Source organism: Myroides odoratimimus, assembly GCF_004337635.1.
GTDB lineage: Bacteria > Bacteroidota > Bacteroidia > Flavobacteriales > Flavobacteriaceae > Flavobacterium > Flavobacterium odoratimimum.
This window is the reverse complement of record NZ_CP037427.1, coordinates 1335435-1360190: the sequence shown is the minus strand read 5'-3', so window position 1 is coordinate 1360190 and position 24756 is coordinate 1335435. Positions and strand designations below refer to the sequence as shown.

Sequence of the window (24756 nt, the reverse complement as noted above, 5' to 3'; positions counted from 1 at the left end):
AATACATTAGGTATGGACATTAAAGAGATTCAAAACTTAATTAAATTTGTAGCAAAATCAGGAGCTACAGAAGTAAAATTAGAAATGGATGATTTTAAAATCACCATTAAAACAACTGAAACAGGTAATACTGAAACTACTTACATCCAACAAGTACCAGTAGCTTCTGCTTTATCTCAAACTCCTGTTGCTCAACAAGCTGCAACTCCAGCTGCACCAGCTGCTGCTGCAACTGAAACTGCAGCTAACGAAGATTCTAAATACATCACTGTAAAATCTCCAATCATTGGAACATTCTATAGAAAACCAGCTCCAGACAAAGAACCATTTGCTGAAGTAGGAAAAACTATTAAAGCAGGAGATGTAGTATGTGTAATTGAAGCAATGAAATTATTCAACGAAATCGAATCTGAAATTTCTGGTAAAATCGTTAAAGTATTAGTTGACGATGCTTCTCCAGTAGAATTTGATCAACCATTATTCTTAGTTGATCCATCTTAAGAAATTTATAACACACCAATTTTTACTTTCTAACGAAGTAAACTCACTAAAGTTAAATTAAAGTTTCAAGAGATGTTTAAAAAAATATTAATCGCTAATAGAGGTGAAATTGCCTTACGTGTTATCAGAACATGTAAAGAAATGGGCATTAAAACTGTAGCAGTTTACTCTACTGCGGATGCAGATAGTTTACACGTTCGTTTTGCGGATGAAGCTGTTTGTATTGGACCTGCTCCAAGTAACTTATCGTATTTAAAGATTTCAAACATAATAGCTGCTGCTGAAATTACAAACGCAGATGCTATACACCCTGGTTACGGTTTCTTATCAGAAAACGCTAAATTTTCTAAAATCTGTCAAGAGCACGGTGTGAAGTTCATCGGTGCTGGACCAGAGATGATTGAAAAAATGGGAGATAAAGCTACAGCTAAGGAAACAATGAAATTAGCTGGAGTACCTACTGTACCAGGTTCTGACGGATTACTAGAATCATTAGAACACGCTAAAAAAACAGCTAAAGCTATCGGTTACCCAGTAATGATGAAAGCTACTGCTGGTGGTGGTGGTAAAGGTATGCGTGAAATCTTCAAAGAAGAAGAGCTAGACAGAGCATGGGAAAGTGCTCGTCAAGAAGCTTCTGCAGCTTTCGGTAACGATGGTATGTACATGGAGAAACTAATCCTTGACCCACGCCACATCGAGATCCAAGTAGTAGGAGACTCTTATGGTAAAGCATGTCACCTTTCTGAGCGTGACTGTTCTATCCAAAGACGTCACCAAAAACTAACAGAAGAAACACCTTCTCCATTCATGACAGATGAATTGAGACACAAAATGGGTGAAGCTGCTGTAAAAGCTGCTGAATTCATTAAATACGAAGGTGCTGGTACTATCGAATTCTTAGTAGACAGAGACAGAAACTTCTACTTCATGGAAATGAATACTCGTATCCAAGTAGAACACCCTATCACTGAACAAGTAATCGATTATGACTTAATCAGAGAGCAAATTTTAGTTGCAGCAGGTACACCAATTTCTGGTAAAAACTACTTGCCTAAAATGCACTCAATAGAATGTCGTATCAATGCAGAGGATCCATTCAATGACTTCCGCCCATCTCCAGGGAAGATTACAACTCTTCACACACCTGGTGGACACGGTGTACGTCTAGACACTCACGTGTACTCTGGATACTCTATTCCTCCTAATTATGACTCAATGATTGCTAAGTTAATTACAACTGCTCAAACAAGAGAAGAAGCAATTAACAAGATGAGAAGAGCATTAGACGAGTTCGTAATCGAAGGAATCAAAACGACTATTCCATTCCATAGACAATTAATGGATGATCCAAACTATATCGCTGGTAATTATACAACAGCATTTATGGAAAGTTTCACAATGAAACCATTAGAGGATTAATCTACATCAGATATCTCAAAGGGCTATTCTTAACTGAATAGCCCTTTTTGTTTTTAATTATGCCCTATCGCATCACCACAAAAAGCAAATACTACAAGAAGTAACACAAACTATTCGAAATATATTATAGAATTGAAAATAAAAATCTCCTCATCAATTAAATAAACATTAATTTTTAAAAAAAAATTAAAAAAAACTAAACTTAGTTCGAAACAAACATTATATTTGAACATAATTTTATTTATTTCAATACAATGCATACAGGCGTAATTAAGTTCTTCAATGAAGACAAAGGATTTGGCTTTATCACAAATGAAGCTACTAAACAAGACATTTTTGTTCACATCACAGGTTTAAAAACTAAAAGCATTAACCAAGGTGACCGCGTTTCTTATACTGAAGAAAAAGGTAAAAAAGGTTTAATCGCTGTAGATGTAGAAGTGATAGGAAATTAATTTTTTACAATATAAATTTTCAATTACGAAGAAGCTATTCATTTCAAAAATGGATAGCTTTTTTTATTACCTAGCATTCTATTTATAATTAATCCAAATACATATTAAGCCATTAGAGTCAAACTAGGCAACACCTAGAGTACCAAAGCTTTGTAAAACGAGAACTCAAATGTATATTTGTATGTTGTATTAATATAAATACTTTAGATATGCAGGCAAGTCAACTTGATTTCATCCCAATCTTAATGCAAATAGCACTAGCTGCTGGGTTTGTATCCATGACAATTTGGGTTTCTAGTAAATTAGGTCCCAAAAAATCTTCTAAAATTAAAGACAGTACATGGGAATGTGGATTAGAGTCACTAGGTAGTGCACGTATCCCATTCAATGTAAAATACTTCCTTGTAGCAATACTATTCGTATTATTTGATGTAGAGGTAATCTTCTTATACCCTTGGGCAGTTAACTTCCAAGAGTTCGGTTGGGACGGTTTAATGAAAATGGGAATTTTCTTATTCCTAATCATAATCGGATTACTATATGAATTCAAGAAAAAAGGACTAGAGTGGGATTAATAAAATAGATAGAGATGAGCGATAAAAAATATAATACAGTAGAAGCTCCGGAAGGATATGTAGGAGAAGGATTCTTTGCTACTAAATTAAGTTCAGTAGTTGGATTAGCACGTGCTAATTCAATGTGGCCTCTACCTTTCGCAACTTCTTGTTGTGGAATTGAATTCATGGCAACAATGGCAGCTACGTATGACGTAGCTCGTTTTGGTTCTGAGCGTATGAGTTTCTCTCCTAGACAAGCAGATATGCTAATGGTTATGGGAACTATTTCTAAAAAAATGGCTCCTATCTTAAGACAAGTATATGAACAGATGGCTGAACCAAAATGGGTTATTGCTGTTGGAGCTTGTGCTTGTTCTGGCGGGATTTTTGATACTTACTCTGTACTACAGGGAATAGATAAAGTAATCCCAGTAGACGTTTATGTACCAGGGTGCCCTCCTAGACCAGAACAAATTCTAGATGGTGTACTAAGACTACAAGAAATTGTAAAATCTGAATCTGTTAATCGCAGAGGTACGAAAGAATATGATGAATTATTAAATTCTTACAACATAAACAAATAGTATGGCATTAGATAATACTACATTACAAAAAAGGCTAATTGAAACATTTGGTATGTCAGTTAGTGAATTTCATGAACAACATGGAATGTTGTCTTTTGAAGTTGCAACTAATGCTTCGCACGATGTTCTTAAGTTTTTAAAAGAAGATAGTGAGATGAACTTTAACTTCCTTACAGATATTTGCGGAGTTCATTATGCTGACTTACCTTCGGAACGTCAATTAGCGGTGGTATACCACATGCACAACTGGACAGATAATATTAGAGTTCGTTTTAAAACCTTCTTAGATATCAAAAACCCAGTTGTAGAGTCTGCTACAGATTTGTTTAAAAGTGCAAACTGGCAAGAAAGAGAAACATATGATTTTTATGGGATTATCTTTAAGAATCATCCTCAATTGAAGAGAATATTAAATATGGACCAGATGGAATCTTTCCCATTAAGAAAAGAGTTCCCAATGGAAGATGCAGGTAGAACAGACAAAGATGATAGATTCTTTGGTAGAACGGTTCATAATTCTTAATACTTAAAGGAACGAGACTATGTCAGATTTATTATTACCTCCTGAGCAACGATATGCTAAACTTATTGAAGAGAAATTTCAAGAAGACGGGACAGAATTACAGATATTAAACTTAGGACCTACACACCCTGCTACACACGGTATCTTTCAGAATATCATCTTACTAGATGGAGAGAAAGTACTAGATGGAGAAGGAACAGTAGGATATATACATAGAGCATTTGAGAAAATAGCTGAGAACAGACCTTTTTATCAAATCAACGTATTAACAGATCGTCTAAACTATTGTTCTTCACCAATCAACAATACTGCTTGGTGGTTAACTGTAGAAAAGGCATTAGGTATTGAAATCCCTAAAAGAGTTCAATATTTAAGAGTTATCGTAATGGAATTGGCTCGTATAGCTGACCACATTATCTGTAGCTCAGTAATGGGGGTAGATACAGGAGCTCTTACAGGGTTCTTATATGTATTCCAGTACAGAGAAAAAATATACGAAATATTCGAAGAAATTAGTGGTGCACGTTTAACTACTAATATGGGAAGAATCGGAGGATTTGAGAGAGAGTGGTCTCCAAAGGTATTCCAACTAATCGAAGAATTCTTAAGAGAATTCCCTGCAATCTGGTCTGAATTTGAAGGGTTACTTACGCGTAACAGAATCTTTATGGACAGAACAATAGGTGTAGGTGGAATCTCTGCTGAAGAAGCTATTAACTTCGGATTCACAGGTCCTAACTTAAGAGCGGCAGGAGTTGACTATGACGTACGTATTGCTTCACCATATTGCTCTTACGAAGACTTTGACTTTGATATTCCAGTTGGTACAAGTGGTGACTGTTACGACAGATTCTGCGTTCGTAATGCTGAAGTATGGGAAAGTTTAAAAATCATCAGACAAGCATTAGACAAAATGCCTGAAGGTCCATACCATGCAGATGTACCAGATTATTACCTTCCTCCAAAAGAAGATGTTTATACTAATATGGAAGCACTTATCTACCACTTTAAAATAATCATGGGAGAAGTACCTGTGCCAGTTACAGAACTATACAATCCTGTAGAAGGTGGTAATGGAGAATTAGGTTTCTACTTAATCACTGATGGTAGTAGAACTCCTTATCGTTTACACTTTAGAAGACCTTGTTTTATCATCTATCAAGCATATAATGACATCGTAAGAGGTGGTATGCTATCAGATGCTATTATTACACTGTCAAGTTTAAATATTATCGCAGGAGAATTAGACGCTTAAGATTATGGAAGTTAAAAAATACAAACAAAACATAAATATCACACCAGAGTTGCAACAACGCATTGATGAGTTGATTAGCCACTACCCTGCTGATAAAAGAAAGTCAGCGCTATTACCAGTCTTACATGAGGTACAAGATGCTCATGACAACTGGTTAAGTGCAGAACTAATGGACAAAGTCGCTGAAATGCTAAACATAACTCCTATCGAAGTATACGAGGTAGTTACATTCTATACAATGTACAACCAAAAACCAGTAGGTAAGTATATGTTCGAATTCTGCTTAACATCTTGTTGTGGAATTAGAGGTGCTGATGATATGATGGAATACGCTTGTGAAAAGCTAGGCATAAAACCAGGAGAAACAACTCCTGATGGAATGTTCTCTATAGCAGGTGTTCAATGTTTAGGTGCTTGTGGATATGCTCCAATGATGCAATTAGGAGATTTCTATAAAGAGCACTTGACAAAAGAAAAAATAGATCAAATCATAGAAGATTGTAAAGCTGGTAAAGTAATTCTTCACGACAAATAGTAATATGGCAACAAAAATATTATTAGATAAAATCAATATCCCAGGGATTAAGTCTTATGAAGTATACCGTCAAAATGGTGGTTATGCTTCTGTAGAGAAAGCTATAAAATCTATGACTCCTGATGAAATCACGGAAGAAGTAAAAGCTTCTGGTTTAAGAGGTCGTGGAGGTGCTGGATTCCCAGTAGGATTAAAATGGAGTTTCATCGATAAAAAGTCAGGCAAACCAAGACACTTAGTTTGTAATGCGGATGAATCTGAACCAGGTACTTTTAAAGACCGTTACTTAATGGAACATATTCCTCACTTATTAATAGAAGGAATGATTACATCAAGTTTCGCTTTAGGGGCTAACCTATCTTACATCTATATTCGTGGAGAATATATGTGGGTTTTTAAAATACTAGAAAGAGCTATAAAAGAAGCTTATGCTGCTGGATGGCTTGGTAAAAATATCTTAGGGTCAGACTATTCATTAGATCTACACGTACACTGTGGTGCAGGAGCCTATATCTGTGGAGAAGAAACTGCTCTTATCGAATCACTAGAAGGTAAAAGAGGTAATCCTCGTATCAAACCACCATTCCCTGCTGTAAGTGGACTATGGGGTAATCCTACAGTGGTAAATAACGTAGAATCTATTGCTAACGTTCCATGGATTGTAAACAACTCTGGAGAAGCGTATTCTAAATTAGGATTAGGGAGATCAGCTGGTACAAAACTTATTTCTGCTTCAGGACACATCAAAAAACCTGGAGTATACGAAATCGAAATGGGTATCACTGTTCATGAATTTATTAACTCAGAAGAATACTGTGGTGGTATGATAGATGATCGTCCTATCAAGGCATTAGTCCCTGGGGGATCTTCAGTACCAATCTTACCAGCGCATTTAATCTATAAAACAGCTAATGGTGAAGATCGTCTAATGACGTATGAATCGTTATCTGATGGAGGATTCGAAACAGGATCTATGTTGGGTTCTGGAGGATTCATCGTTTATAATGATACAGCTTGTATCGTTAGAAACACCTGGAACTTCGCTCGTTTCTATGCTCATGAAAGTTGTGGACAATGTTCTCCATGTCGTGAAGGTACAGGGTGGCTTGAAAAAGTATTACACCGTATAGAGACGGGTAACGGAACTATGGATGACATCGATTTATTATGGAGCATCCAGAGCAATATTGAAGGAAACACTATTTGTCCTTTAGGAGATGCTGCTGCATGGCCAGTAGCTGCAGCCATAAGACATTTTAGAGAAGAGTTTGAATATCACGTTTTATATCCAGAGAAAGTTAAAGATAGAAATCACTATGTGAATGAGCCTTTCTCAACAGTAAAACACTTGATCAATAAATAATATACGCTGACTAAATATTCAGCTTAAACAAAGCACAGTTTATGAAAGTTACTATAGACGGACATGAAATAGAAGTAGAACCAGGGACATCCATTCTACAAGCAGCAAGAATGATAGGAGGCGAATCAGTACCTCCTGCAATGTGCTATTATTCAAAACTAGAAGGTACAGGAGGAAAATGTAGAGCATGTTTAGTGGAAGTATCTAAAGGTAGTGAAGCAGATCCACGTCCTATGCCTAAGTTAATGGCTTCTTGTAAAACAGGAGTTATGGACGGTATGGAGGTAAAAAGTATTTCTTCTCCAAGAGTACTAGAAGCACGTAAAGCAGTTACTGAATTCTTATTAATCAACCACCCTCTTGACTGTCCTGTATGTGACCAAGCAGGTGAATGTGATTTACAAAACCTAGCTTTCGACCATGGTAAAGGTCAGAAACGCTTCAAAGAAGAAAAAAGAACATTCGCTCCTGAAAATATAGGAGACAATATTCAACTTCACATGAATCGTTGTATCCTTTGCTATAGATGTGTAAAGACAGCAGAACAACTAACAGACGCAAGAGTACACGGTGTATGTGGACGTGGTGATCACGCACAAATATCAACTTATATATCAGCTGCAATTGATAATGAGTTCTCTGGAAACATGATAGATGTATGCCCTGTAGGAGCATTAACAGATAAAACATTCCGCTTTAAATCACGTGTTTGGTTTAACAAACCTTATAACGCACATAGAGATTGTCCTACATGTTCTGGTAAAGTAACAGTATGGATGTTCGGAGAAGAAATCCAAAGAGTAACAGCTCGTAAAGATGAATTCCACGAAGTAGAAGAATTTATCTGTAACAGTTGTCGTTTTGACCACAAAGACACAAAAGACTGGGTTATTGAAGGACCACGTAAGTTTGAGAAATTCTCTGTTATCAATCAAAACAACTACACTAAGAAATTAGATAAAGTAGTAATGAAAACAGAAAAACATATCTTAGAAGGACGTGACCAAGACCGCGTTAAAATTAGTATGAAGGAAATTCCTTTTACAGATAATGAATCAAAAGAATAAATCGGCATAAGTATGGATAAAACTATTATTATAGATAAGGCAGTTATCATTGTAGTTGTGTTTGCAGTTACGATGCTTATGGCGATGTATGCCACGTTAGCAGAACGTAAAATTGCTGCCTGGATACAAGACCGTCTAGGTCCTAACCGTGCTGGTAAAGGAGGTATATTACAGCCCCTAGCAGATGGTTTAAAACTATTCGCTAAAGAAGAAACACAACCAAACACACCAAATAAATTCTTATTTAAGTTTGGACCTTTCCTGGCGATGACATTAGCATTAATGACTAGTGCTGTTATTCCTTGGGGAGATAAGTTTCATTTATTTGGAAGAGATATTATATTACAAGCTGCTGACTTAAATGTTGGCTTACTATATATCATCGCAGTACTTTCTGTAGGAGTATACGGTATCATGATTGGAGCTTGGGCATCAAATAATAAATACTCTTTAATGAGTGGTATTCGTGCTGCTTCTCAAATGATTTCGTATGAAATCGCAATGGGACTTTCACTAATATCATTACTATTAATGACTCAGTCATTAAGCATGCGAGAAATAGCATTACAACAACAAGGAATGAACTGGAACGTATTCTACCAACCAGTTGGTTTTTTAATCTTCTTGATTTGTTCATTTGCTGAAACTAATCGTGCGCCTTTTGACTTAGCAGAATGTGAACAAGAACTAATTGGAGGATTCCACACAGAATATTCTTCTATGAAGATGGGATTCTTCCTTTTCGCTGAATATGCAAACTTATTTATCTCATCAGCTATCATCTCTGTACTATACTTTGGAGCGTATAACTATCCAGGTATGTCATGGGCTGTAGAAAACTGGGGAGTAAATATTGCAAACGTAATAGGTATTTTCGCTCTATTCGTTAAAATATGTTTCTTCATATTTGTTTATATGTGGGTTCGTTGGACTTTACCACGTTTCCGTTATGATCAATTGATGAACTTAGGATGGAAATCATTAATTCCATTAGCATTGTTGAATTTAGTGATTACAGCTATTGTAATCTTACTAGTAAAAAGTTAAGCATGTCGACAAATACTTATTCATTATCAGGAAGAAAAAAGGAAGTTTCTAATAAGAAGCTGACTTGGACAGAGAAGATCTACTTAGTAGCTATCTTCAAAGGAATGATGGTTACCTTAAAACACATGTTTAAGAAAAAAGTGACTATCGCTTATCCAGAACAACAACGACCTTTCAGTGATGTATATCGCGGAAGACATATGCTAATGCGTGATGACGAAGGTAGAGAACGTTGTACAGCTTGTGGTTTATGTGCATTATCATGTCCTGCAGAAGCAATTTCAATGAAAGCAGCAGAACGCAAACCTGAAGAAGCACATCTTTATCGCGAGGAGAAATACGCTGAGATATACGAGATTAATATGCTTCGTTGTATATTTTGTGGTTTATGTGAAGAGGCTTGCCCAAAACAAGCAATTTACTTGACTACATCTAAACAAATTGCTAAAGCAGATGTTACTCGTGAGAACTTCATCTTTGGAAAAGACAAATTAGTTATGCCACTAGATGTAGCAATCGAAAATACTAAACAACAGAATCAAGCTTAATCATGGTAGAAATATTATTTTATATTCTTTCGACTATAACACTCGGAAGTGCAGTACTTACCCTATTGAGCAAAAACCCTATCCATAGTGCTTTGTGGTTAGTGGTAAGTTTCTTTTCAATAGCTGGTCACTACATCCTATTAAACTCTCAGTTCTTAGGAATGGTACATATTATGGTTTACTCTGGTGCTATCATGATTTTAATGCTATTTACAATCATGTTAATGAACTTAAATATAAGCCATGAAGTCTCTAAACCTTTTATCACTAAAGTTGTTGCTACAATAGCTTTCTGTTTAGTAGGTTTATTATTGCTTTCTATTACTATGCGTGGAGCTCAAACTTATGAATTGCAATACGCAACTCATGGACAAGACTTCCAATCAGTACAAGTACTAGGTAAAGTATTATTAAATGAATACGTAATGCCTTTCGAAATGGTAGCTGTTCTATTATTATTATCTATGATAGGTGCAGTACTAATCTCTAAAAAGGACAAAACCGATAAAGAAGCATAATTATGGAGAATGTAATTGAAATAATTGGTATAGACAGATACATTTACTTATCGATCATATTATTCTGCATCGGAGTATTTGGTATTCTATATAGACGTAACGCAATTGTAATGTTTATGTGTATCGAGATTATGTTGAACTCTGCTAATATGCTATTAGTAGCGTTTTCTACATATCATCAAGATGCACAGGGACAGGTATTCGTATTCTTTACGATGGCGGTAGCGGCAGCAGAAGTTGCTGTTGGGTTAGCCATATTAGTAACGATATACAGAAATATTGGATCAATTGATATTGATAAATTAAAAAACTTAAAAGGATAATTCCGCATGGATACGAACGTAATTTTACTTTTATTACTGGCTCCTTTATTAGGGTCACTAGTTAATATTTTCTTCGGAAAGAAATTAGGTAATAGTGCTGGAATGATTGCTACCCTTGCAGTTTTAATTTCATTCATTATTACAGTAATAGCATTTGTACAAGTAAACGGTACAGGTGAACCAATACAAGTTGACTTATTTAATTGGATGTCAACAACGAGATTTGATATCTCTTTCGGATTCTTATTAGATCAACTTTCATTGTTATGGTTATTATTTGTTACAGGTATTGGTACACTGATACACTGGTACTCTACTAGCTATATGAAAGGTGATGAGAACTATGGAAAGTTCTTTGCTTACCTTAACTTATTTATCTTCTTCATGATTTTATTAGTTACAGGTAGCAACTTACTAATCACATTTATTGGTTGGGAAGGTGTAGGACTTTGTTCATACTTACTTATCGGATTCTGGCATAAGAACCAATCATATAACGACGCAGCTAAGAAAGCATTTATCATGAACCGTATAGGAGATTTAGGTTTCCTAGTAGGGGTATTCATTTTAGCATTCTTATTCCAGTCGTTAGATTATATGACAATTAAAGAAGCTATTCTAAGCGGAACTAACCACCAAGTAAATACTTGGATTGGATATGCTGCTTTAGCTCTTTTCATTGGAGCAGTTGGTAAGAGTGCACAGATACCTTTGTACACTTGGTTACCAGATGCGATGGCAGGACCAACTCCTGTATCAGCATTAATCCACGCTGCTACGATGGTAACTGCAGGTATATTCTTAATCACTAGATTAAACTTTGTATTTGATCTTGTACCTCATATTCAAAACATAATCGCTATCGTTGGAGCATTTACTGCTTTATTCGCAGCAACTATTGGTCTTGTACAAAACGATATCAAAAAAGTACTTGCTTACTCTACAGTATCTCAGTTAGGATTAATGTTTATGGCTATTGGTTTTGGAGCTTATGAGATTGCTGTATTCCACGTAATCACACACGCTTTCTTTAAAGCTTGTTTATTCCTTGGATCAGGATCAGTTATACACGCTATGGGCGGAGAACAAGATATGCGTAAAATGGGTGGTCTACAACCATTCATGAAAGTGACTTACTTAACGTTCTTAATCGCTACATTGGCTATCTCAGGATTCCCATTCTTCTCAGGTTTCTTCTCTAAAGATGAGATCTTATTAACAGCGTTTAAACACAATACTGTATTATACATTATTGGTTCATTAGCGTCTATTATGACAGCTTTCTATATGTTCCGTCTATTCTTCTTGACATTCAAAAAGAACTTTAGAGGAACTCAAGAACAAAAGAACCACTTACACGAAAGCCCTGCTGCTATGACTACACCATTAGTAGTATTAGCTGTACTTTCTATTGTTGGTGGACTTATCAGCTTACCTGGTAATGGAAACTCTTGGTTAAACGAATATCTTAAACCTGTTATCGTAAATACAGTGACTAAACACAGTCATGAACTAGGTACCTTAGAATATGTTTTAATGGGGGTTGCTACTATTGGTTTCTTAATCGGACTAGGTCTTGCTTACTCTAAGTACATTAGTAAAAATGAAGTACCTCAAGAAGACGAACAAATCGTTGGTTTCCATAAAGTACTTTACAACAAATACTACATTGATGAAATCTATCAAAAAGTAATTGTAAACCCTATCTACACACTAGCTACATTCTTAAGAGATGTAGTAGAAGTAGCTTTATCAGGAACTATATTTGGTTTAGGAAAGATAGCAGACGGATTATCTCTACAAGGTAAAAAAGCTCAAAACGGTAATATCGGATTGTACTTATTTGCTTTTGTATTCGGAATCTGTTTGATTTTATATTATTTATTCATTGCAAGATAACTTAGAGAGATGAACGTAACTATATTATTATTAACGTTATTAGTCGGAGCTATAGCGACCTACTTAGTAGGTAAACAATCAGCTGCTAAAGTAGCCTTGTTATTCGGACTAGTTGCTTTTGTAGAAACTTTAGTTCTAATCTGTTCACATAATTCTGGGGTTGACACAGGATATGTAACGCAATGGATGACTAACCCTAATATTCATTTAGCCTTTAAAGCAGATGGTTTAGGATTAGCTTTAGTTTTATTAACGACAGCATTAACTCCTGTGATTATATTATCATCATTAGGAGATCACATAGAGAAATCTAATGCATTCTATGCATTAGTAATGTTTATGTCATTCGCTATGACAGGAACATTCTTAGCATCTGATGGATTCTTGTATTACATCTTCTGGGAGTTATCATTACTACCTATTTACTTCATTGCTTTATTATGGGGTAATGACAGTTTCGAAGCACGTAAGAAAGCAATCTTTAAGTTCTTTATTTACACATTTGCAGGTTCATTATTCATGTTAGTTGGATTTATCTATCTATACCAACGTGCTGGTAGCTTTATGCTAATCGACCTGTATAATGCTAAACTATCAGCTACAGAACAGTACTGGATCTTCTTAGCATTCTTCATTGCTTATGCGATTAAGATTCCTGTATTCCCATTCCACACATGGCAGGCTTCTACTTATGAGAAAGCGCCTACTGTAGGAACAATGTTATTAGCTGGTATCATGCTTAAGATGGGGTTATACTCTATCATCCGTTGGCAATTACCGATCTCTCCTATAGCAGCGAAAGAGGTAATGCCTACTATCTTAGTACTGTGTATCATCGGTGTTGTATATGGATCTATCGTAGCATTAAAACAATCGAATATCAAAAGATTCTTTGCATATTCTTCATTAGCACACGTAGGTCTTATTGCAGCAGGAGCATATTCATTGACATTAGACGGATTAAGAGGAGCTGTTTTACAAATGATAGCACACGGATTCGTTATCGTAGGTTTATTCTACGTAGCAGAGATTATTTACAAACGTTACCTGACTAGAATGATTGGTGAAATGGGAGGTATTAGACAACAAGCTCCTAAATTCGCTTCATTATTCATGATCTTAATGTTTGCTTCAATAGGATTACCAGGAACATTCAGTTTCATCGGAGAATTCAACCTGCTTTTAGGATTATCACAAGTGAATATATGGTATGCTATCATCGGTGGTACCTCTATTATCTTAGGTGCATTCTATATGCTTAGAATGTTCCAAAAGTCGATGTTAGGAGAAACTAATACTAAAGTATTCGCTGATGTAAATACTAAAGAAGTAGTGATCTTAGGCGTATTAGCAGTAGCTGTTATATTCTTCGGAATATTCCCACAGCCATTATCTGACTTGATCACACCTAGTTTGGTTGAAATAATGTCTTATATTAAGTAATAAATAGTAAGGAGTCAGTACTTAACTGATGAATTTAATTCCAAAATAAAACAAATGAATACATTAATAGCAATTGGAGTATTAGCGGTTTTAGTACTTGTACTAGAAATCATCAATTTGCGCAAAGTAGTCATTCCTGCGACACTTTTAGGATTACTAGGTATCTTGGGATATACTGTATGCAATATTGATGTGGTGCAAGCATATTATAACAATATGTTTGTGAGCACTAAATTTTCTACCGCATTTTCATCTTTATTTATAGCCTTAACTATTTTCTTAGTAGCATTAAGTAAAGATTTTTATAAAACAGAATTCTCAAAGATATCAGACTATATCTCATTAAAACTTTTCCTTTTAATGGGAGCGATATGTATGGTAAGCTTTGGTAATATGGCTATGTTCTTCCTAGGACTTGAGATCCTTTCTATCACATTATACATCTTATGTGGTACAGATCGCAAGAACATTAAGAGTAACGAAGCTGCGATGAAGTATTTCCTTTTAGGATCATTCGCTTCAGGAGTAGTATTATTCGGTATTGCTTTAATCTATGGGGCTACAGGGTCGTTTGATGTAGTTAGAATAAAAGAAGTAGCACTAGCAGGATCATTACCGATATGGTATGCACTAGGAACTACGATGATTATCATAGGTATGTTATTTAAGATAGCAGCTGTTCCATTCCACTTCTGGGCACCAGACGTGTACCAAGGAGCACCTAGTCTTACGACAGCACTGATGAGTACATTAGTTAAAGTAGCTGCTGTAGCTACGCTATACAGACTAAGCATGTACTTATTAGTAGATATGCCAAGTCAATATATCAACGTAATCGTAGTAATCGCTATTCTAACGATGACGGTAGGTAATATCATGGCTATCCGTCAAGATAATATGAAGCGTCTATTAGCATACTCTGGTATATCACATGCTGGATTTATGATGATGGCACTTACAGCATTAGGTACAGCATCAGCTAACCTATTCTACTATGCATCAGCGTATGCTGTAGCAGGTATAGCAGCATTCACAGTATTAATCATCGTGACAAAGAATAAAGAAAACGAACAAATATCTAACTTCAATGGGTTAGCGAAGAAGAATCCTCTTCTTGCTATTATCCTTTCTGTAGCGTTATTATCTATGGGAGGTATACCTATTTTTGCAGGATTCTTTGGTAAGTTCTTCTTATTCTCACAGGCGATAAGTAATGGATTTATAGCATTAGTTATCTTCGGGGTGATTAACTCATTTATCAGTATCTATTACTATCTAAAAGTAATCATTGGTATGTACGCTTCTACAGAAGAAGATACAGAGCACATCCAAGTACCGTTAACTTATAAGATCGTTGGGGTTACAGCCATCGTTATTAACATCGTTATTGGTCTATGTCCATCGATACTTTTAAACCTATTCAATTAGAACAAAATAAATAACAACTCGATAGATTACCCTAAAGGTGGCGTTTTATTAATAAAACGCCACCTTTTTTTATAACCCACATCACAATCAGTGTGATACAACCGAAAACCTCTAAAATATAAGTGATCATTATTTTGTTTAATTTTCATTTAAAAGACATTTAATTTTAAAAAGCACATCTTTTTAAGACATTTCTATCTAATTCCGTATAACTTCAAAAAACTAAAAAAACTCGCATTTTATCACGTTTATTTTATTCTAAATCAGCACTTGTAACAATTATCTAGACTTAATAAAACTTATCACTAGCAATATCTAATTATAAGCATTAAAACAGTTAAAAAGCACAAAAAAAACAAATGCTAAATCCTTCATAAAACAAACATAAATACAAATAAACACATTGAAATACAACAATTTAACTCCTTTAGTTTAATAATTTCGTTTCCTAAGTATTCTTTATCTTTAGTGCTTAATTGTAATTACTTTTTATATGAAGAAGTTGAAAGTAAATGCGATAATACACACTCAATATCAAAACCTTAAAAAAGAACTAACGGAAATCATTGAAGCCTATGACGAAATAGATACTTATATCGCTAAAGGAACTAGAAATAGTATCAAGCTTGTAGAGCTATCTACTGGTCAGAAGGTTGCTATTAAATCCTTTAAGAAACCTAATCTTATCAATAGATATGTATACCGAAATATACGTAAGTCTAAAGGTCTGAGATCATTTGAAAACGCTGAAAGATTACACAATCTAGGAATCAATGCTCCACATTCGATTGCTTATTTTGAATACGTCTCTAAAGGCGCATTAAGAAACTCATACTACATATCAGAATTTATTGATACAGATATCACTTATAGAGATCTAGCACAAAACCAAGATTGTCCTAACAGGGAGAGAGTCCTTGAGGAGTTCGTTGAATTCTCTTTTAAATTACACGAGAATGGTATTAATTTCTTAGACCATTCACCAGGTAACACTTTGATAAAAGTAAGAGAAGATGGTTCGCATGAATTTTATCTAGTAGATATCAACAGAATGAAGTTTGATCAAGAAATGAGTTTCTCACATCGAATGAAAAACTTGTCACACTTGACTACAAACATTCAAGATATCGAGAAGATGGCTACCCATTATGCTGAGCTTATTGGTAAGAGCTCACGTGATGTGTTTATAAAACTTTGGTTAGAGACTATCAAATTTCAATACAGGTTTTATAAAAAGAAATCCATAAAGAATAAAGTAAAAAAAATGTATTATCAATAGCATTTAAAACACCTCAGTATCATCTAGAGGTGTTTTTTTTTATTCCCTACCCAATTATTTGACTCATAATGCCTCCTTATGCCCTTATTGATTTCCTTTGCTCTTTTTGCCTAAGATTACACCATCTAAAAACACTTAAACAACTACTTATCAGATTATTAAAACAATAACAAGACAAATCCTTCGGAAGCCATTCGGAAACAACCAGTATATACACGGGTTCAATCCTTGTTTTCAAAAGCACACCCTATCTCTACCCGAAGCATCTACTACCTACCACCTCATCACTTAAAACTTCTAAAACCAACATTTCTTACCTAAACTAAAAAACCTTATCAATACGCATATACCAAATAGAATATAACTAACGTTATTTATCTTCAACAAAGATTTTTGTAACTTAGTAAAGTCTAATTATATATAAGAACTATCCTTTATGTCAGATAATACACATTCTCCTATAGTAGTTTGTTTTGGTGAAATACTATGGGACATCTTCCCAACGTATAAGAAGATCGGCGGAGCGCCCTTAAATGTAGCTTATCACCTACATAAGATGGGAATAGACTCACACATTATTACCAAATTAGGTACAGATGACGCTGGTCAAAAAATTATTTATAGACTAAAAGAAGTAGGTGCATGCACTTCCTACATACAGACAGATACTACCAAAAAGACAGGTACAGTATTCGCTACATTCGATGATCACAATGAAGCTAGTTACGAATTTTTAAAGAATAGCGCTTGGGACTTTATCGACTTTAAGCAAGAAGATAGTGATCTAGTAGCGCAGTCAGATGCCTTTGTATTCGGTACTTTAGCGAGTAGAACTCCTCATACTAGAGAAACATTACATAAACTGCTAGATGTAGCGAAGTATAAAGTCTATGATGTCAATCTTAGACCTCCTCATTATGAATTAGAGTTCGTAGTAGAACTCATGCATAAAGCAGATCTACTAAAGATGAATAAGTTCGAACTAAAAGAGATTCTTGAGTATCTAGAAGAACCCTATACAACAGAAGAAGACGCTATCAAGTTTGTTCAAAAACACTTTGATTGTGATGAGATTATCATTTCTAAAGGGGATAAAGGAGGACTGTATTTAAACAAAGAAATGCTCTATAGCTATCCTGCAGTTGATATCGTGATTAGAGATACCGTAGGTAGTGGAGACTCTTACCTTGCAGGTTTCTTAGCAGCTAAGTTGAACGGGCATGATCCTATTCAGATTATTAAAACAGCAGCATCACTAGGTGCCTTTGTCACTTCTCATACAGGAGCTAATCCGGAGTATGAAAGAGAAGATTTTGACATTTTTTATTATGAAACAATATTCAAAGATGAATTAATTACGAGTAAAAACATCTTAGAAGAGCTGAAAACACCTGAAAAATAAGAGAAAAAGAGCTTTTTTGAAAAAAAACACTTTGATATCAAAAAAAATTATAATTTAGCACTCATAACAAAAGACAAAAATGAATTCACAATTTTTAAATACTAATTGGTGGTGGCTAGCTAAATCCTATCAGGGTTCGGTTGGTCGTACTATGTATTTAAGTTGTGAGTAATTATAGATAGAATTATATACACATATTATATAGATAAAGCCTGCTAGGAACCCCTAGCAGGCTTTTTTTATGCATTAAATTCAAAAAAATAAAGGAAATGACACTACACATCAATCACAAAAAGATACTTGGAGACCTATACACTCCTATCGAAATTTACTTAAAACTAAGAGACAAATTCTCTAATAGCTTCTTATTAGAAAACTCTAGTAACCACTCTAGAGAGAACAGTTGTTCATACATCTGTTTTGACCCGATGATGTCTTATATCGTTACTGCAGATACGACTACAGTACAGACCTTAGAGAACACGACTACACATACTACAGCTGATATCAATGTACTAGATCAGTTACAATTATTTATCAAAGAGATCAAGGTAGAAAACGCTAATCACTATGATTATCTAAAGGCTGGTATCTATGGATACACTAGTTATGACAGTATCCCATTAGTACATGATATACAGTTTAAGGCTACTGATACAAGCATTCCTTTAATGCAATACCATTTCTTTAAATATGTCATAGTATATGATCACTATAAAAATGAAATGCACTTAGTAGAATACACTCGTACAGGAGAAGAAAGTCAATTGAATAAAATACATGCCTATCTAAACACCAATAGCATTACTCCCTACCCTTTCAAAACGGTAGATGCTCCAAAGACACCTTACACAGATGAAGAGTTTCTAGAGATTATAAAAAAAGGAAAAGAACACTGCTACAGAGGAGATGTATTCCAGCTGGTACTCTCACGTAAGTACAAACAGCGTTTTACAGGAGATGAGTTTAATGTATATAGAGCACTTCGCTCTATTAACCCTTCTCCTTACCTATTCTACTTTGACTATGGAGCATTTAAGATATTCGGTTCTTCTCCTGAGGCACAAGTAGTCGTAAAAGAAAATAAAGCCTATGTCAATCCAATAGCAGGCACATTTAGAAAAACAGAGGATAAGGCTCAAAACGAGATACTAACACATCAACTGCTAAATGACCCTAAAGAGAATGCAGAACACATTATGCTAGTAGACTTGGCTAGAAATGACCTAAGTATCACAGGGACAGAGGTCACAGTAGAAGAATATAAAACGGTAGAGCAATACTCTCATGTCATCCATCTAGTCTCTAAAGTCAGTGCTACCATAGATATGCAGAAAAATAGCCTTAATGTATTCGCCAATACCTTCCCTGCAGGGACACTATCAGGAGCGCCTAAGCACAGAGCGATGGAACTAATCAATCAGTATGAACCAGAGAGCAGAGGGTTCTATGGAGGTACGATAGGTTTTATCACCTTAGATGGAGAGATTAACCATGCCATCTTTATCCGATCTGCTCTGAGTTATCAGAATGAGTTACACTATCAGGCGGGATGTGGTATCGTGACCAAATCAAATGACTTGTCAGAATTAAAAGAAATAGAAAACAAACTAAGTGCTATCACTCTAGCTATCCGTGAAGCCCAAAACATATAAGTTATGAAAGTATTAGTAATCGACAACTATGATTCCTTTATCTACAATGTGATACACATCTTAAAAGAACTAGGAGTAGAAACAATAGATATCATCAAGAATGATAAGATCGAACTTGAGCAAATAGATCAGTACGATAAGATTATCCTTTCGCCAGGGCCAGGTATTCCATCAGAAGCAGGAAAACTAATGGACGTGATAGCCTACGCTGCTGACCATAAAGACATATTAGGGATCTGTCTAGGACATCAGGCTATAGGTGAGTACTATGGCCACCAATTAAAGAGACTGGAAACACCCTTACACGGAATATCATCACCTATGCAGCTCGCTGCACCTGATGAACTATTCCAGTCTATTCCAGATCACTCCCCTATCGCACATTATCACTCGTGGGTAATAGAAGAAAGTAATAGTGAACTAGCGATAACAGCCTATGACGAGCAACAACATATCATGGCGGTGAAGCACCGAACACTTAATGTCAGAGGAGTACAGTTTCACCCAGAGTCGATACTTACTACTTATGGGAAAGAGATAATTAAAAATTGGATTAAAAACTAATGCTATGAAAGAGATACTAAATCACTTAATACAACATAAAACACTTACTACAGAACAAGCCAAAGAGATAGTCATCAACATGGCTAATGATAAGTACACAGATGCACAGATGGCTTCTCTACTGACTACATTTATCATGAGACCCATCATATTAGATGAGCTAAGAGGCTTCCGAGAAGGAATGCTACAGCTTGCTAATAAGGTGGATCTATCCGACTATAACCCTATGGACTTATGTGGTACAGGAGGAGACGGAAAAGACACTTTTAATATATCTACACTATCATCCTTTGTGACAGCTGGAGCAGGTGTACCTGTAGCTAAGCATGGTAACTATGGTGTATCATCTATCTCAGGATCATCAAGTGTGATGGAGAACTTGGGTATACATTTTAAAAGCACAGAAGCAGAGCTAAAAGAACAATTAGCTGAAGCCAATATCTGTTTTCTACACGCACCACTATTTCACCCTGCTATGAAGAGAATCGCTCCTGTGAGAAAAGCACTTGGAGTGAAGACATTCTTTAATATGCTTGGCCCATTGACTAATCCTGCTCAGCCTAAAGTACAATTAGTAGGACTGTTTAACCTAGAGTTATTGAGAATGTATAAATACTTCTTACAAGAGGAGAATACACAGTATAGCATTATACACGCCTTAGACGGCTATGATGAATGTAGCTTGACTAAATCAGCTAAGCTAATCAATAACAAAGAAGAGAAACTAATAGACGCTTCTTACTTTAATAGTCCTGTCATCCGTGAAGAAGATATCAAAGGAGGAAAAACAGTAGAAGAGTCAGCTTATATCTTCTGGCAAATACTTAAAGGTAAAGGTACTCCTGCTCAGAATAGTGTAGTCCTTGCTAATAGTGCATTAGCTATTAATACTTACTATCCTGAACTAAGCATCTTAGAGGCAAAAGCAAGAGCAGAAGAATCACTACTAGGAGGAAAGGCAAAAGAGAAGTTTGAAATACTAAAAGAATTGAGATGAAGATATTAGAACAAATAAAAGCACATAAACGGATAGAAGTAGCCCAACGCAAGACTATAAAGAGTATTGCTGAACTAAGAAATACTCCATTATACAACAGAACACCGATTGATTTTAAAGCTTGTATCACGGCTAAAAACAACAGAGCCATCATCGCAGAGTTTAAAAGACAGTCTCCTTCTAAAGGAATCATTCATCCCAACGCAGATATCACTGAGATAGTAAAAGGGTATGAAGCGAATGGAGCAGCGGCTTTATCTATTCTAAATGACAGTCAATTCTTCGGTGCTCTACCCACTGACTTTGCTAACGCTCGTACTTCGGTAAACCTGCCTCTATTACAAAAAGACTTTATCCTAGACGAGTACCAGATAGAAGAAGCTAAAGCGATAGGTGCAGACGCCATTCTATTGATTGCTAAGATGCTTCCTATAGAGCGTGTCAAAGTATTGACTGATTATGCACATCAGCTTGGCTTACAAGTATTGCTAGAGACACATACTGAACAAGAAATACGAGATCATTTACATACTGAGTTTGACCTCATCGGGATAAATAATAGAGATCTAAACACCTTTGAGGTAAATATTCAGCACAGTATCGCTCTAGCTAATCTATTACCTCAGCAGGCAGTCAAGATAGCAGAAAGTGGTATACAGAATGCCGCTACGTTATTAGAATTAGCTGACAATGGATTCTCAGGGTTCTTAATGGGAGAATACTTTATGAAGATGGCTAATCCTGCTGAACAATTAAGGCTATTACAACAAGAGATTAAATTGTAAACAGCGATGAAGAAGATAAAGATCTGTGGGATGTTTGATATAGAAAATATTAATTCTGTTGGACAAGAGCACATTGACATGATGGGATTTATCTTTTATCCGAAATCAAAGCGATATCTAAGTAGAGATATTAACAAGGCTGTTGATAACCTACCTCATCATATTCAGAAAGTAGGTGTATTCGTCAATGCTACAAGAGAAGAGATAGAACAACGCATAAAACAGTATAAGCTAGACTATGTACAGTTGCACGGTAACGAAAGCCCCGAAGATTGTGCTTATTATAAAGAACAAGGAATAAAGGTAATCAAGGCTTTCTCTATAGGAACAGCAGAGGACTTAAGTCAATTAGAACAATACGAACCTTACTGTGACTTATTTGTATTTGACACGCCTACTCCACAGCATGGTGGTAGTGGATTATCATTTGATTGGGATGTATTACAGCATTATCAAGCTAGTACCCCTTATCTACTAAGCGGAGGATTAGGATTACACAACATACAATCTGCTTTGCTATTACGAGATACTAGATTAGCAGGGTTTGACCTCAACAGTAAATTAGAAAACAATCAACATCATAAAGACATAACACTAGTGAGAAAACTAGTAAAAGAAATAAGAGACTATGAAAGAATTTAACCCAAACGAACAAGGATATTACGGAGAATATGGAGGTTCATTTATCCCTGAGATGCTGTATAAGAATGTATCAGACTTACAAGAGAGATACCTTGACATTATACAGACGGAAGATTTTCAACAAGAACTAAACAAGCTACTTAAAGATTATGTGGGGAGACCTACTCCTCTATTCTATTCTGCTAACTTGTCTGCTAAATATAAAGCAAAGATTTATCTAAAGAGAGAAGATCTAAACCACACAGGAGCCCATAAAATCAACAATACGATAGGGCAAGTACTCTTAGCCAAACGCTTAGGCAAAAAGAGAATTATAGCTGAGACAGGTGCAGGGCAACATGGGGTAGCTACTGCTACTACTTGCGCACTCTTAAATCTAGAGTGTACTGTATTTATGGGAGCACACGATATCGAACGTCAGAAGCCTAATGTAGAACGCATGCGTATGCTAGGGGCAAAAGTAGTAGCTGCTGAGAGTGGGAGCAAGACTTTAAAAGACGCTACAAATGAAGCTATACGCGAATGGATCAATAATCCACAAGAGACCTATTATGTGATCGGTTCTGTAGTAGGACCTCATCCTTATCCTGATATGGTAGCGAAGTTCCAATCTATCATCAGTAAAGAAATAAAAGCACAGCTAATAGAGCAAGAGAATACTCCTAACCCAGACTATGTAGTAGCATGTGTAGGTGGGGGAAGTAATGCGATGGGCGCTTTCTACCACTTTATAGACAATGGTCATACAAAATTAATCGCAGTAGAAGCGGCAGGTCTAGGAGTAGAAACAGGACAGACTGCGGCTACTATCGCCTTAGGAAAACAAGGTATTATCCACGGTAGTAAGACTTACCTTATACAGACAGAGGATGGACAGATTATAGAGCCTTATTCTATCTCAGCCGGATTAGATTATCCTGGTATAGGACCTGCACATGCCTATCTGAGTGATACAGGTAAGATCACTGTAGGTAGTATCACAGATGATGAAGCGATCAAAGCTGCTTTTGAATTAACGCGTATAGATGGGATTATACCTGCACTAGAATCAGCACACGCCTTGGCTTACCTAAATAAGATGGAGCTAAAAGAAAGCGATATCGTAGTGGTAAACTTATCAGGACGAGGCGATAAAGACATGATTACTTACTCTAAATACTTTAACCATGAATAACAGAATCAACACACTCTTCACCGAGAAGAAATCCAATATACTTTCGATCTACTTCACAGCTGGTTATCCTGCTATAGAAGACACCATGACCATCTTAAAGAATCTAGATAACGCTGGTGTAGATTTAGTAGAAATAGGCATGCCTTTCTCAGATCCACTAGCAGACGGGCCAGTTATACAGCACAGTAGTGAGCAGGCTTTACTAAACGGTATTACAGTCTCTAAGCTATTCGAACAATTAAAAGAAATGAGACAGCACATTACTATACCTGTTGTCTTAATGGGGTATCTAAATCCAGTACTAAGATATGGTGTAGAGGCATTCATAGCGAAATGCGCAGAAGTAGGTGTAGATGGTATTATCCTTCCAGACTTACCTATGGACTACTACTTATCCCATTTCAAGACACACTGTGATCAACACAACGTCAGTAATATCATGTTGATAAGTAATGATACTTCGATAGAACGTGTACGCCATATAGATGAACAGACAAATGGTTTTATCTATTTAGTTTCTTCTAATGGAACCACAGGCTCTAACAAGTCTTTAGAAGAGCAACAAGCATACTATAAATACATTCAAGATTTAAAGCTTAAAAATCCTGCTCTTATCGGCTTTGGAGTAAGAGATAAACACACCTATAACCTGACCAATCAATATAGCTCAGGGGCGATTATAGGAACAGCCTTTATGAAGCATATTAATGAACATGGCATTAGTGAGGAGAGTATCCATAACTTCATCAAAAGCATTAGGTAAGTATAGCCCTAATTATGGCGAATTCGC

The 24756-nt window shown here is 35.8% G+C and carries 26 protein-coding genes; all 26 read left to right on the top strand.

Annotated elements, in window-relative coordinates; all coding sequences use genetic code 11:
- Window positions 1–12: 12 nt before the first annotated feature.
- The 26 genes from accB to trpA all read left to right on the top strand — a co-directional run bounded on the left by accB (window position 13) and on the right by trpA (window position 24729).
- Window positions 13–501, top strand: coding sequence for an acetyl-CoA carboxylase biotin carboxyl carrier protein (gene accB, locus E0Z07_RS06255; protein ID WP_006257686.1), 489 nt, complete (start codon window positions 13–15; stop codon window positions 499–501).
- Window positions 502–573: 72 nt separating this feature from the next.
- Entirely contained in the window at window positions 574–1923 is a 1350-nt protein-coding gene (accC, locus tag E0Z07_RS06250) for an acetyl-CoA carboxylase biotin carboxylase subunit (protein WP_006257687.1), read from the top strand.
- A gap of 254 nt (window positions 1924–2177) precedes the next feature.
- Window positions 2178–2378 (top strand): cold-shock protein, encoded by a 201-nt coding sequence (locus E0Z07_RS06245; protein ID WP_006257689.1) that lies wholly within the window; start codon window positions 2178–2180, stop codon window positions 2376–2378.
- 209 nt (window positions 2379–2587) lie between these two features.
- Entirely contained in the window at window positions 2588–2953 is a 366-nt protein-coding gene (locus E0Z07_RS06240) for an NADH-quinone oxidoreductase subunit A (RefSeq protein WP_006257690.1), read from the top strand.
- A gap of 14 nt (window positions 2954–2967) precedes the next feature.
- Entirely contained in the window at window positions 2968–3519 is a 552-nt protein-coding gene (locus tag E0Z07_RS06235) for an NADH-quinone oxidoreductase subunit B (protein WP_006257691.1), read from the top strand.
- 1 nt (window position 3520) lies between these two features.
- The gene (locus E0Z07_RS06230) at window positions 3521–4042 is read left to right on the top strand and encodes an NADH-quinone oxidoreductase subunit C (protein ID WP_006257692.1); all 522 of its coding nucleotides are present in this window, start codon (window positions 3521–3523) and stop codon (window positions 4040–4042) included.
- 19 nt (window positions 4043–4061) lie between these two features.
- Window positions 4062–5297: an NADH-quinone oxidoreductase subunit D gene (locus E0Z07_RS06225; RefSeq protein WP_006257693.1), complete on the top strand. Its 1236-nt coding sequence runs from the start codon at window positions 4062–4064 to the stop codon at window positions 5295–5297.
- 4 nt (window positions 5298–5301) lie between these two features.
- Window positions 5302–5832: an NADH-quinone oxidoreductase subunit NuoE family protein gene (locus E0Z07_RS06220; RefSeq protein WP_006257694.1), complete on the top strand. Its 531-nt coding sequence runs from the start codon at window positions 5302–5304 to the stop codon at window positions 5830–5832.
- A 4-nt stretch (window positions 5833–5836) separates the two neighbouring features.
- Window positions 5837–7195: an NADH-quinone oxidoreductase subunit NuoF gene (nuoF, locus tag E0Z07_RS06215; RefSeq protein ID WP_006257695.1), complete on the top strand. Its 1359-nt coding sequence runs from the start codon at window positions 5837–5839 to the stop codon at window positions 7193–7195.
- Window positions 7196–7236: 41 nt separating this feature from the next.
- Window positions 7237–8262, top strand: a complete 1026-nt coding sequence (locus E0Z07_RS06210; protein WP_006257696.1) for a 2Fe-2S iron-sulfur cluster-binding protein — start codon at window positions 7237–7239, stop codon at window positions 8260–8262.
- A 12-nt stretch (window positions 8263–8274) separates the two neighbouring features.
- Window positions 8275–9309, top strand: a complete 1035-nt coding sequence (nuoH, locus tag E0Z07_RS06205) for an NADH-quinone oxidoreductase subunit NuoH (protein WP_006257697.1) — start codon at window positions 8275–8277, stop codon at window positions 9307–9309.
- Between the two features lie 2 nt (window positions 9310–9311).
- Complete coding sequence (locus E0Z07_RS06200) at window positions 9312–9857, top strand: NuoI/complex I 23 kDa subunit family protein (protein ID WP_006257699.1); 546 nt, start codon at window positions 9312–9314, stop codon at window positions 9855–9857.
- 2 nt (window positions 9858–9859) lie between these two features.
- The gene (locus E0Z07_RS06195; RefSeq protein WP_006257700.1) at window positions 9860–10375 is read left to right on the top strand and encodes an NADH-quinone oxidoreductase subunit J family protein; all 516 of its coding nucleotides are present in this window, start codon (window positions 9860–9862) and stop codon (window positions 10373–10375) included.
- Between the two features lie 2 nt (window positions 10376–10377).
- Window positions 10378–10698, top strand: coding sequence for an NADH-quinone oxidoreductase subunit NuoK (gene nuoK, locus E0Z07_RS06190; RefSeq protein ID WP_006257701.1), 321 nt, complete (start codon window positions 10378–10380; stop codon window positions 10696–10698).
- A gap of 6 nt (window positions 10699–10704) precedes the next feature.
- Window positions 10705–12597, top strand: a complete 1893-nt coding sequence (gene nuoL, locus E0Z07_RS06185; RefSeq protein ID WP_016650020.1) for an NADH-quinone oxidoreductase subunit L — start codon at window positions 10705–10707, stop codon at window positions 12595–12597.
- A gap of 9 nt (window positions 12598–12606) precedes the next feature.
- Complete coding sequence (locus E0Z07_RS06180; RefSeq protein WP_131540481.1) at window positions 12607–14040, top strand: complex I subunit 4 family protein; 1434 nt, start codon at window positions 12607–12609, stop codon at window positions 14038–14040.
- A 54-nt stretch (window positions 14041–14094) separates the two neighbouring features.
- Entirely contained in the window at window positions 14095–15468 is a 1374-nt protein-coding gene (locus E0Z07_RS06175; protein WP_006257704.1) for an NADH-quinone oxidoreductase subunit N, read from the top strand.
- 493 nt (window positions 15469–15961) lie between these two features.
- The gene (locus E0Z07_RS06170) at window positions 15962–16747 is read left to right on the top strand and encodes a lipopolysaccharide kinase InaA family protein (RefSeq protein ID WP_006262586.1); all 786 of its coding nucleotides are present in this window, start codon (window positions 15962–15964) and stop codon (window positions 16745–16747) included.
- A gap of 436 nt (window positions 16748–17183) precedes the next feature.
- Window positions 17184–18149, top strand: a complete 966-nt coding sequence (locus E0Z07_RS06165) for a carbohydrate kinase family protein (protein ID WP_131540480.1) — start codon at window positions 17184–17186, stop codon at window positions 18147–18149.
- Between the two features lie 269 nt (window positions 18150–18418).
- Window positions 18419–19804, top strand: coding sequence for an anthranilate synthase component I family protein (locus tag E0Z07_RS06160; RefSeq protein ID WP_131540479.1), 1386 nt, complete (start codon window positions 18419–18421; stop codon window positions 19802–19804).
- Window positions 19805–19807: 3 nt separating this feature from the next.
- Window positions 19808–20368 (top strand): anthranilate synthase component II, encoded by a 561-nt coding sequence (locus E0Z07_RS06155; protein ID WP_025125773.1) that lies wholly within the window; start codon window positions 19808–19810, stop codon window positions 20366–20368.
- Between the two features lie 4 nt (window positions 20369–20372).
- Entirely contained in the window at window positions 20373–21365 is a 993-nt protein-coding gene (gene trpD / locus E0Z07_RS06150; protein ID WP_006266135.1) for an anthranilate phosphoribosyltransferase, read from the top strand.
- On the top strand, window positions 21362–22150 hold the full coding sequence (trpC, locus tag E0Z07_RS06145; protein ID WP_131540478.1) for an indole-3-glycerol phosphate synthase TrpC: 789 nt from the start codon (window positions 21362–21364) through the stop codon (window positions 22148–22150). Before trpD ends, trpC begins: the two co-directional genes overlap by 4 nt.
- 6 nt (window positions 22151–22156) lie before the next feature.
- Window positions 22157–22792 (top strand): phosphoribosylanthranilate isomerase, encoded by a 636-nt coding sequence (locus E0Z07_RS06140; protein ID WP_006266133.1) that lies wholly within the window; start codon window positions 22157–22159, stop codon window positions 22790–22792.
- Entirely contained in the window at window positions 22779–23966 is a 1188-nt protein-coding gene (gene trpB / locus E0Z07_RS06135) for a tryptophan synthase subunit beta (RefSeq protein WP_006257714.1), read from the top strand. Before E0Z07_RS06140 ends, trpB begins: the two co-directional genes overlap by 14 nt.
- A complete protein-coding gene (gene trpA / locus E0Z07_RS06130; RefSeq protein ID WP_006257715.1) occupies window positions 23959–24729 on the top strand; it encodes a tryptophan synthase subunit alpha in 771 nt (256 codons plus the stop codon). The genes trpB and trpA overlap by 8 nt, the downstream gene beginning before the upstream one ends.
- Window positions 24730–24756 lie beyond the last annotated feature (27 nt).

Coding starts and splice junctions, on each gene's coding strand:
- trpA (WP_006257715.1), top strand. CDS start 23,959: ATGAATAACAGAATCAACACACTCTTCACCGAGAAGAAATCCAATATA.
- E0Z07_RS06175 (WP_006257704.1), top strand. CDS start 14,095: ATGAATACATTAATAGCAATTGGAGTATTAGCGGTTTTAGTACTTGTA.
- E0Z07_RS06170 (WP_006262586.1), top strand. CDS start 15,962: ATGAAGAAGTTGAAAGTAAATGCGATAATACACACTCAATATCAAAAC.
- accC (WP_006257687.1), top strand. CDS start 574: ATGTTTAAAAAAATATTAATCGCTAATAGAGGTGAAATTGCCTTACGT.
- nuoF (WP_006257695.1), top strand. CDS start 5,837: ATGGCAACAAAAATATTATTAGATAAAATCAATATCCCAGGGATTAAG.
- E0Z07_RS06235 (WP_006257691.1), top strand. CDS start 2,968: ATGAGCGATAAAAAATATAATACAGTAGAAGCTCCGGAAGGATATGTA.
- E0Z07_RS06160 (WP_131540479.1), top strand. CDS start 18,419: ATGACACTACACATCAATCACAAAAAGATACTTGGAGACCTATACACT.
- E0Z07_RS06155 (WP_025125773.1), top strand. CDS start 19,808: ATGAAAGTATTAGTAATCGACAACTATGATTCCTTTATCTACAATGTG.
- E0Z07_RS06240 (WP_006257690.1), top strand. CDS start 2,588: ATGCAGGCAAGTCAACTTGATTTCATCCCAATCTTAATGCAAATAGCA.
- E0Z07_RS06230 (WP_006257692.1), top strand. CDS start 3,521: ATGGCATTAGATAATACTACATTACAAAAAAGGCTAATTGAAACATTT.
- E0Z07_RS06195 (WP_006257700.1), top strand. CDS start 9,860: ATGGTAGAAATATTATTTTATATTCTTTCGACTATAACACTCGGAAGT.
- E0Z07_RS06245 (WP_006257689.1), top strand. CDS start 2,178: ATGCATACAGGCGTAATTAAGTTCTTCAATGAAGACAAAGGATTTGGC.
- E0Z07_RS06140 (WP_006266133.1), top strand. CDS start 22,157: ATGAAGAAGATAAAGATCTGTGGGATGTTTGATATAGAAAATATTAAT.
- E0Z07_RS06225 (WP_006257693.1), top strand. CDS start 4,062: ATGTCAGATTTATTATTACCTCCTGAGCAACGATATGCTAAACTTATT.
- nuoH (WP_006257697.1), top strand. CDS start 8,275: ATGGATAAAACTATTATTATAGATAAGGCAGTTATCATTGTAGTTGTG.
- trpC (WP_131540478.1), top strand. CDS start 21,362: ATGAAGATATTAGAACAAATAAAAGCACATAAACGGATAGAAGTAGCC.
- E0Z07_RS06210 (WP_006257696.1), top strand. CDS start 7,237: ATGAAAGTTACTATAGACGGACATGAAATAGAAGTAGAACCAGGGACA.
- nuoK (WP_006257701.1), top strand. CDS start 10,378: ATGGAGAATGTAATTGAAATAATTGGTATAGACAGATACATTTACTTA.
- E0Z07_RS06220 (WP_006257694.1), top strand. CDS start 5,302: ATGGAAGTTAAAAAATACAAACAAAACATAAATATCACACCAGAGTTG.
- trpD (WP_006266135.1), top strand. CDS start 20,373: ATGAAAGAGATACTAAATCACTTAATACAACATAAAACACTTACTACA.
- nuoL (WP_016650020.1), top strand. CDS start 10,705: ATGGATACGAACGTAATTTTACTTTTATTACTGGCTCCTTTATTAGGG.
- trpB (WP_006257714.1), top strand. CDS start 22,779: ATGAAAGAATTTAACCCAAACGAACAAGGATATTACGGAGAATATGGA.
- E0Z07_RS06180 (WP_131540481.1), top strand. CDS start 12,607: ATGAACGTAACTATATTATTATTAACGTTATTAGTCGGAGCTATAGCG.
- E0Z07_RS06165 (WP_131540480.1), top strand. CDS start 17,184: ATGTCAGATAATACACATTCTCCTATAGTAGTTTGTTTTGGTGAAATA.
- accB (WP_006257686.1), top strand. CDS start 13: ATGGACATTAAAGAGATTCAAAACTTAATTAAATTTGTAGCAAAATCA.
- E0Z07_RS06200 (WP_006257699.1), top strand. CDS start 9,312: ATGTCGACAAATACTTATTCATTATCAGGAAGAAAAAAGGAAGTTTCT.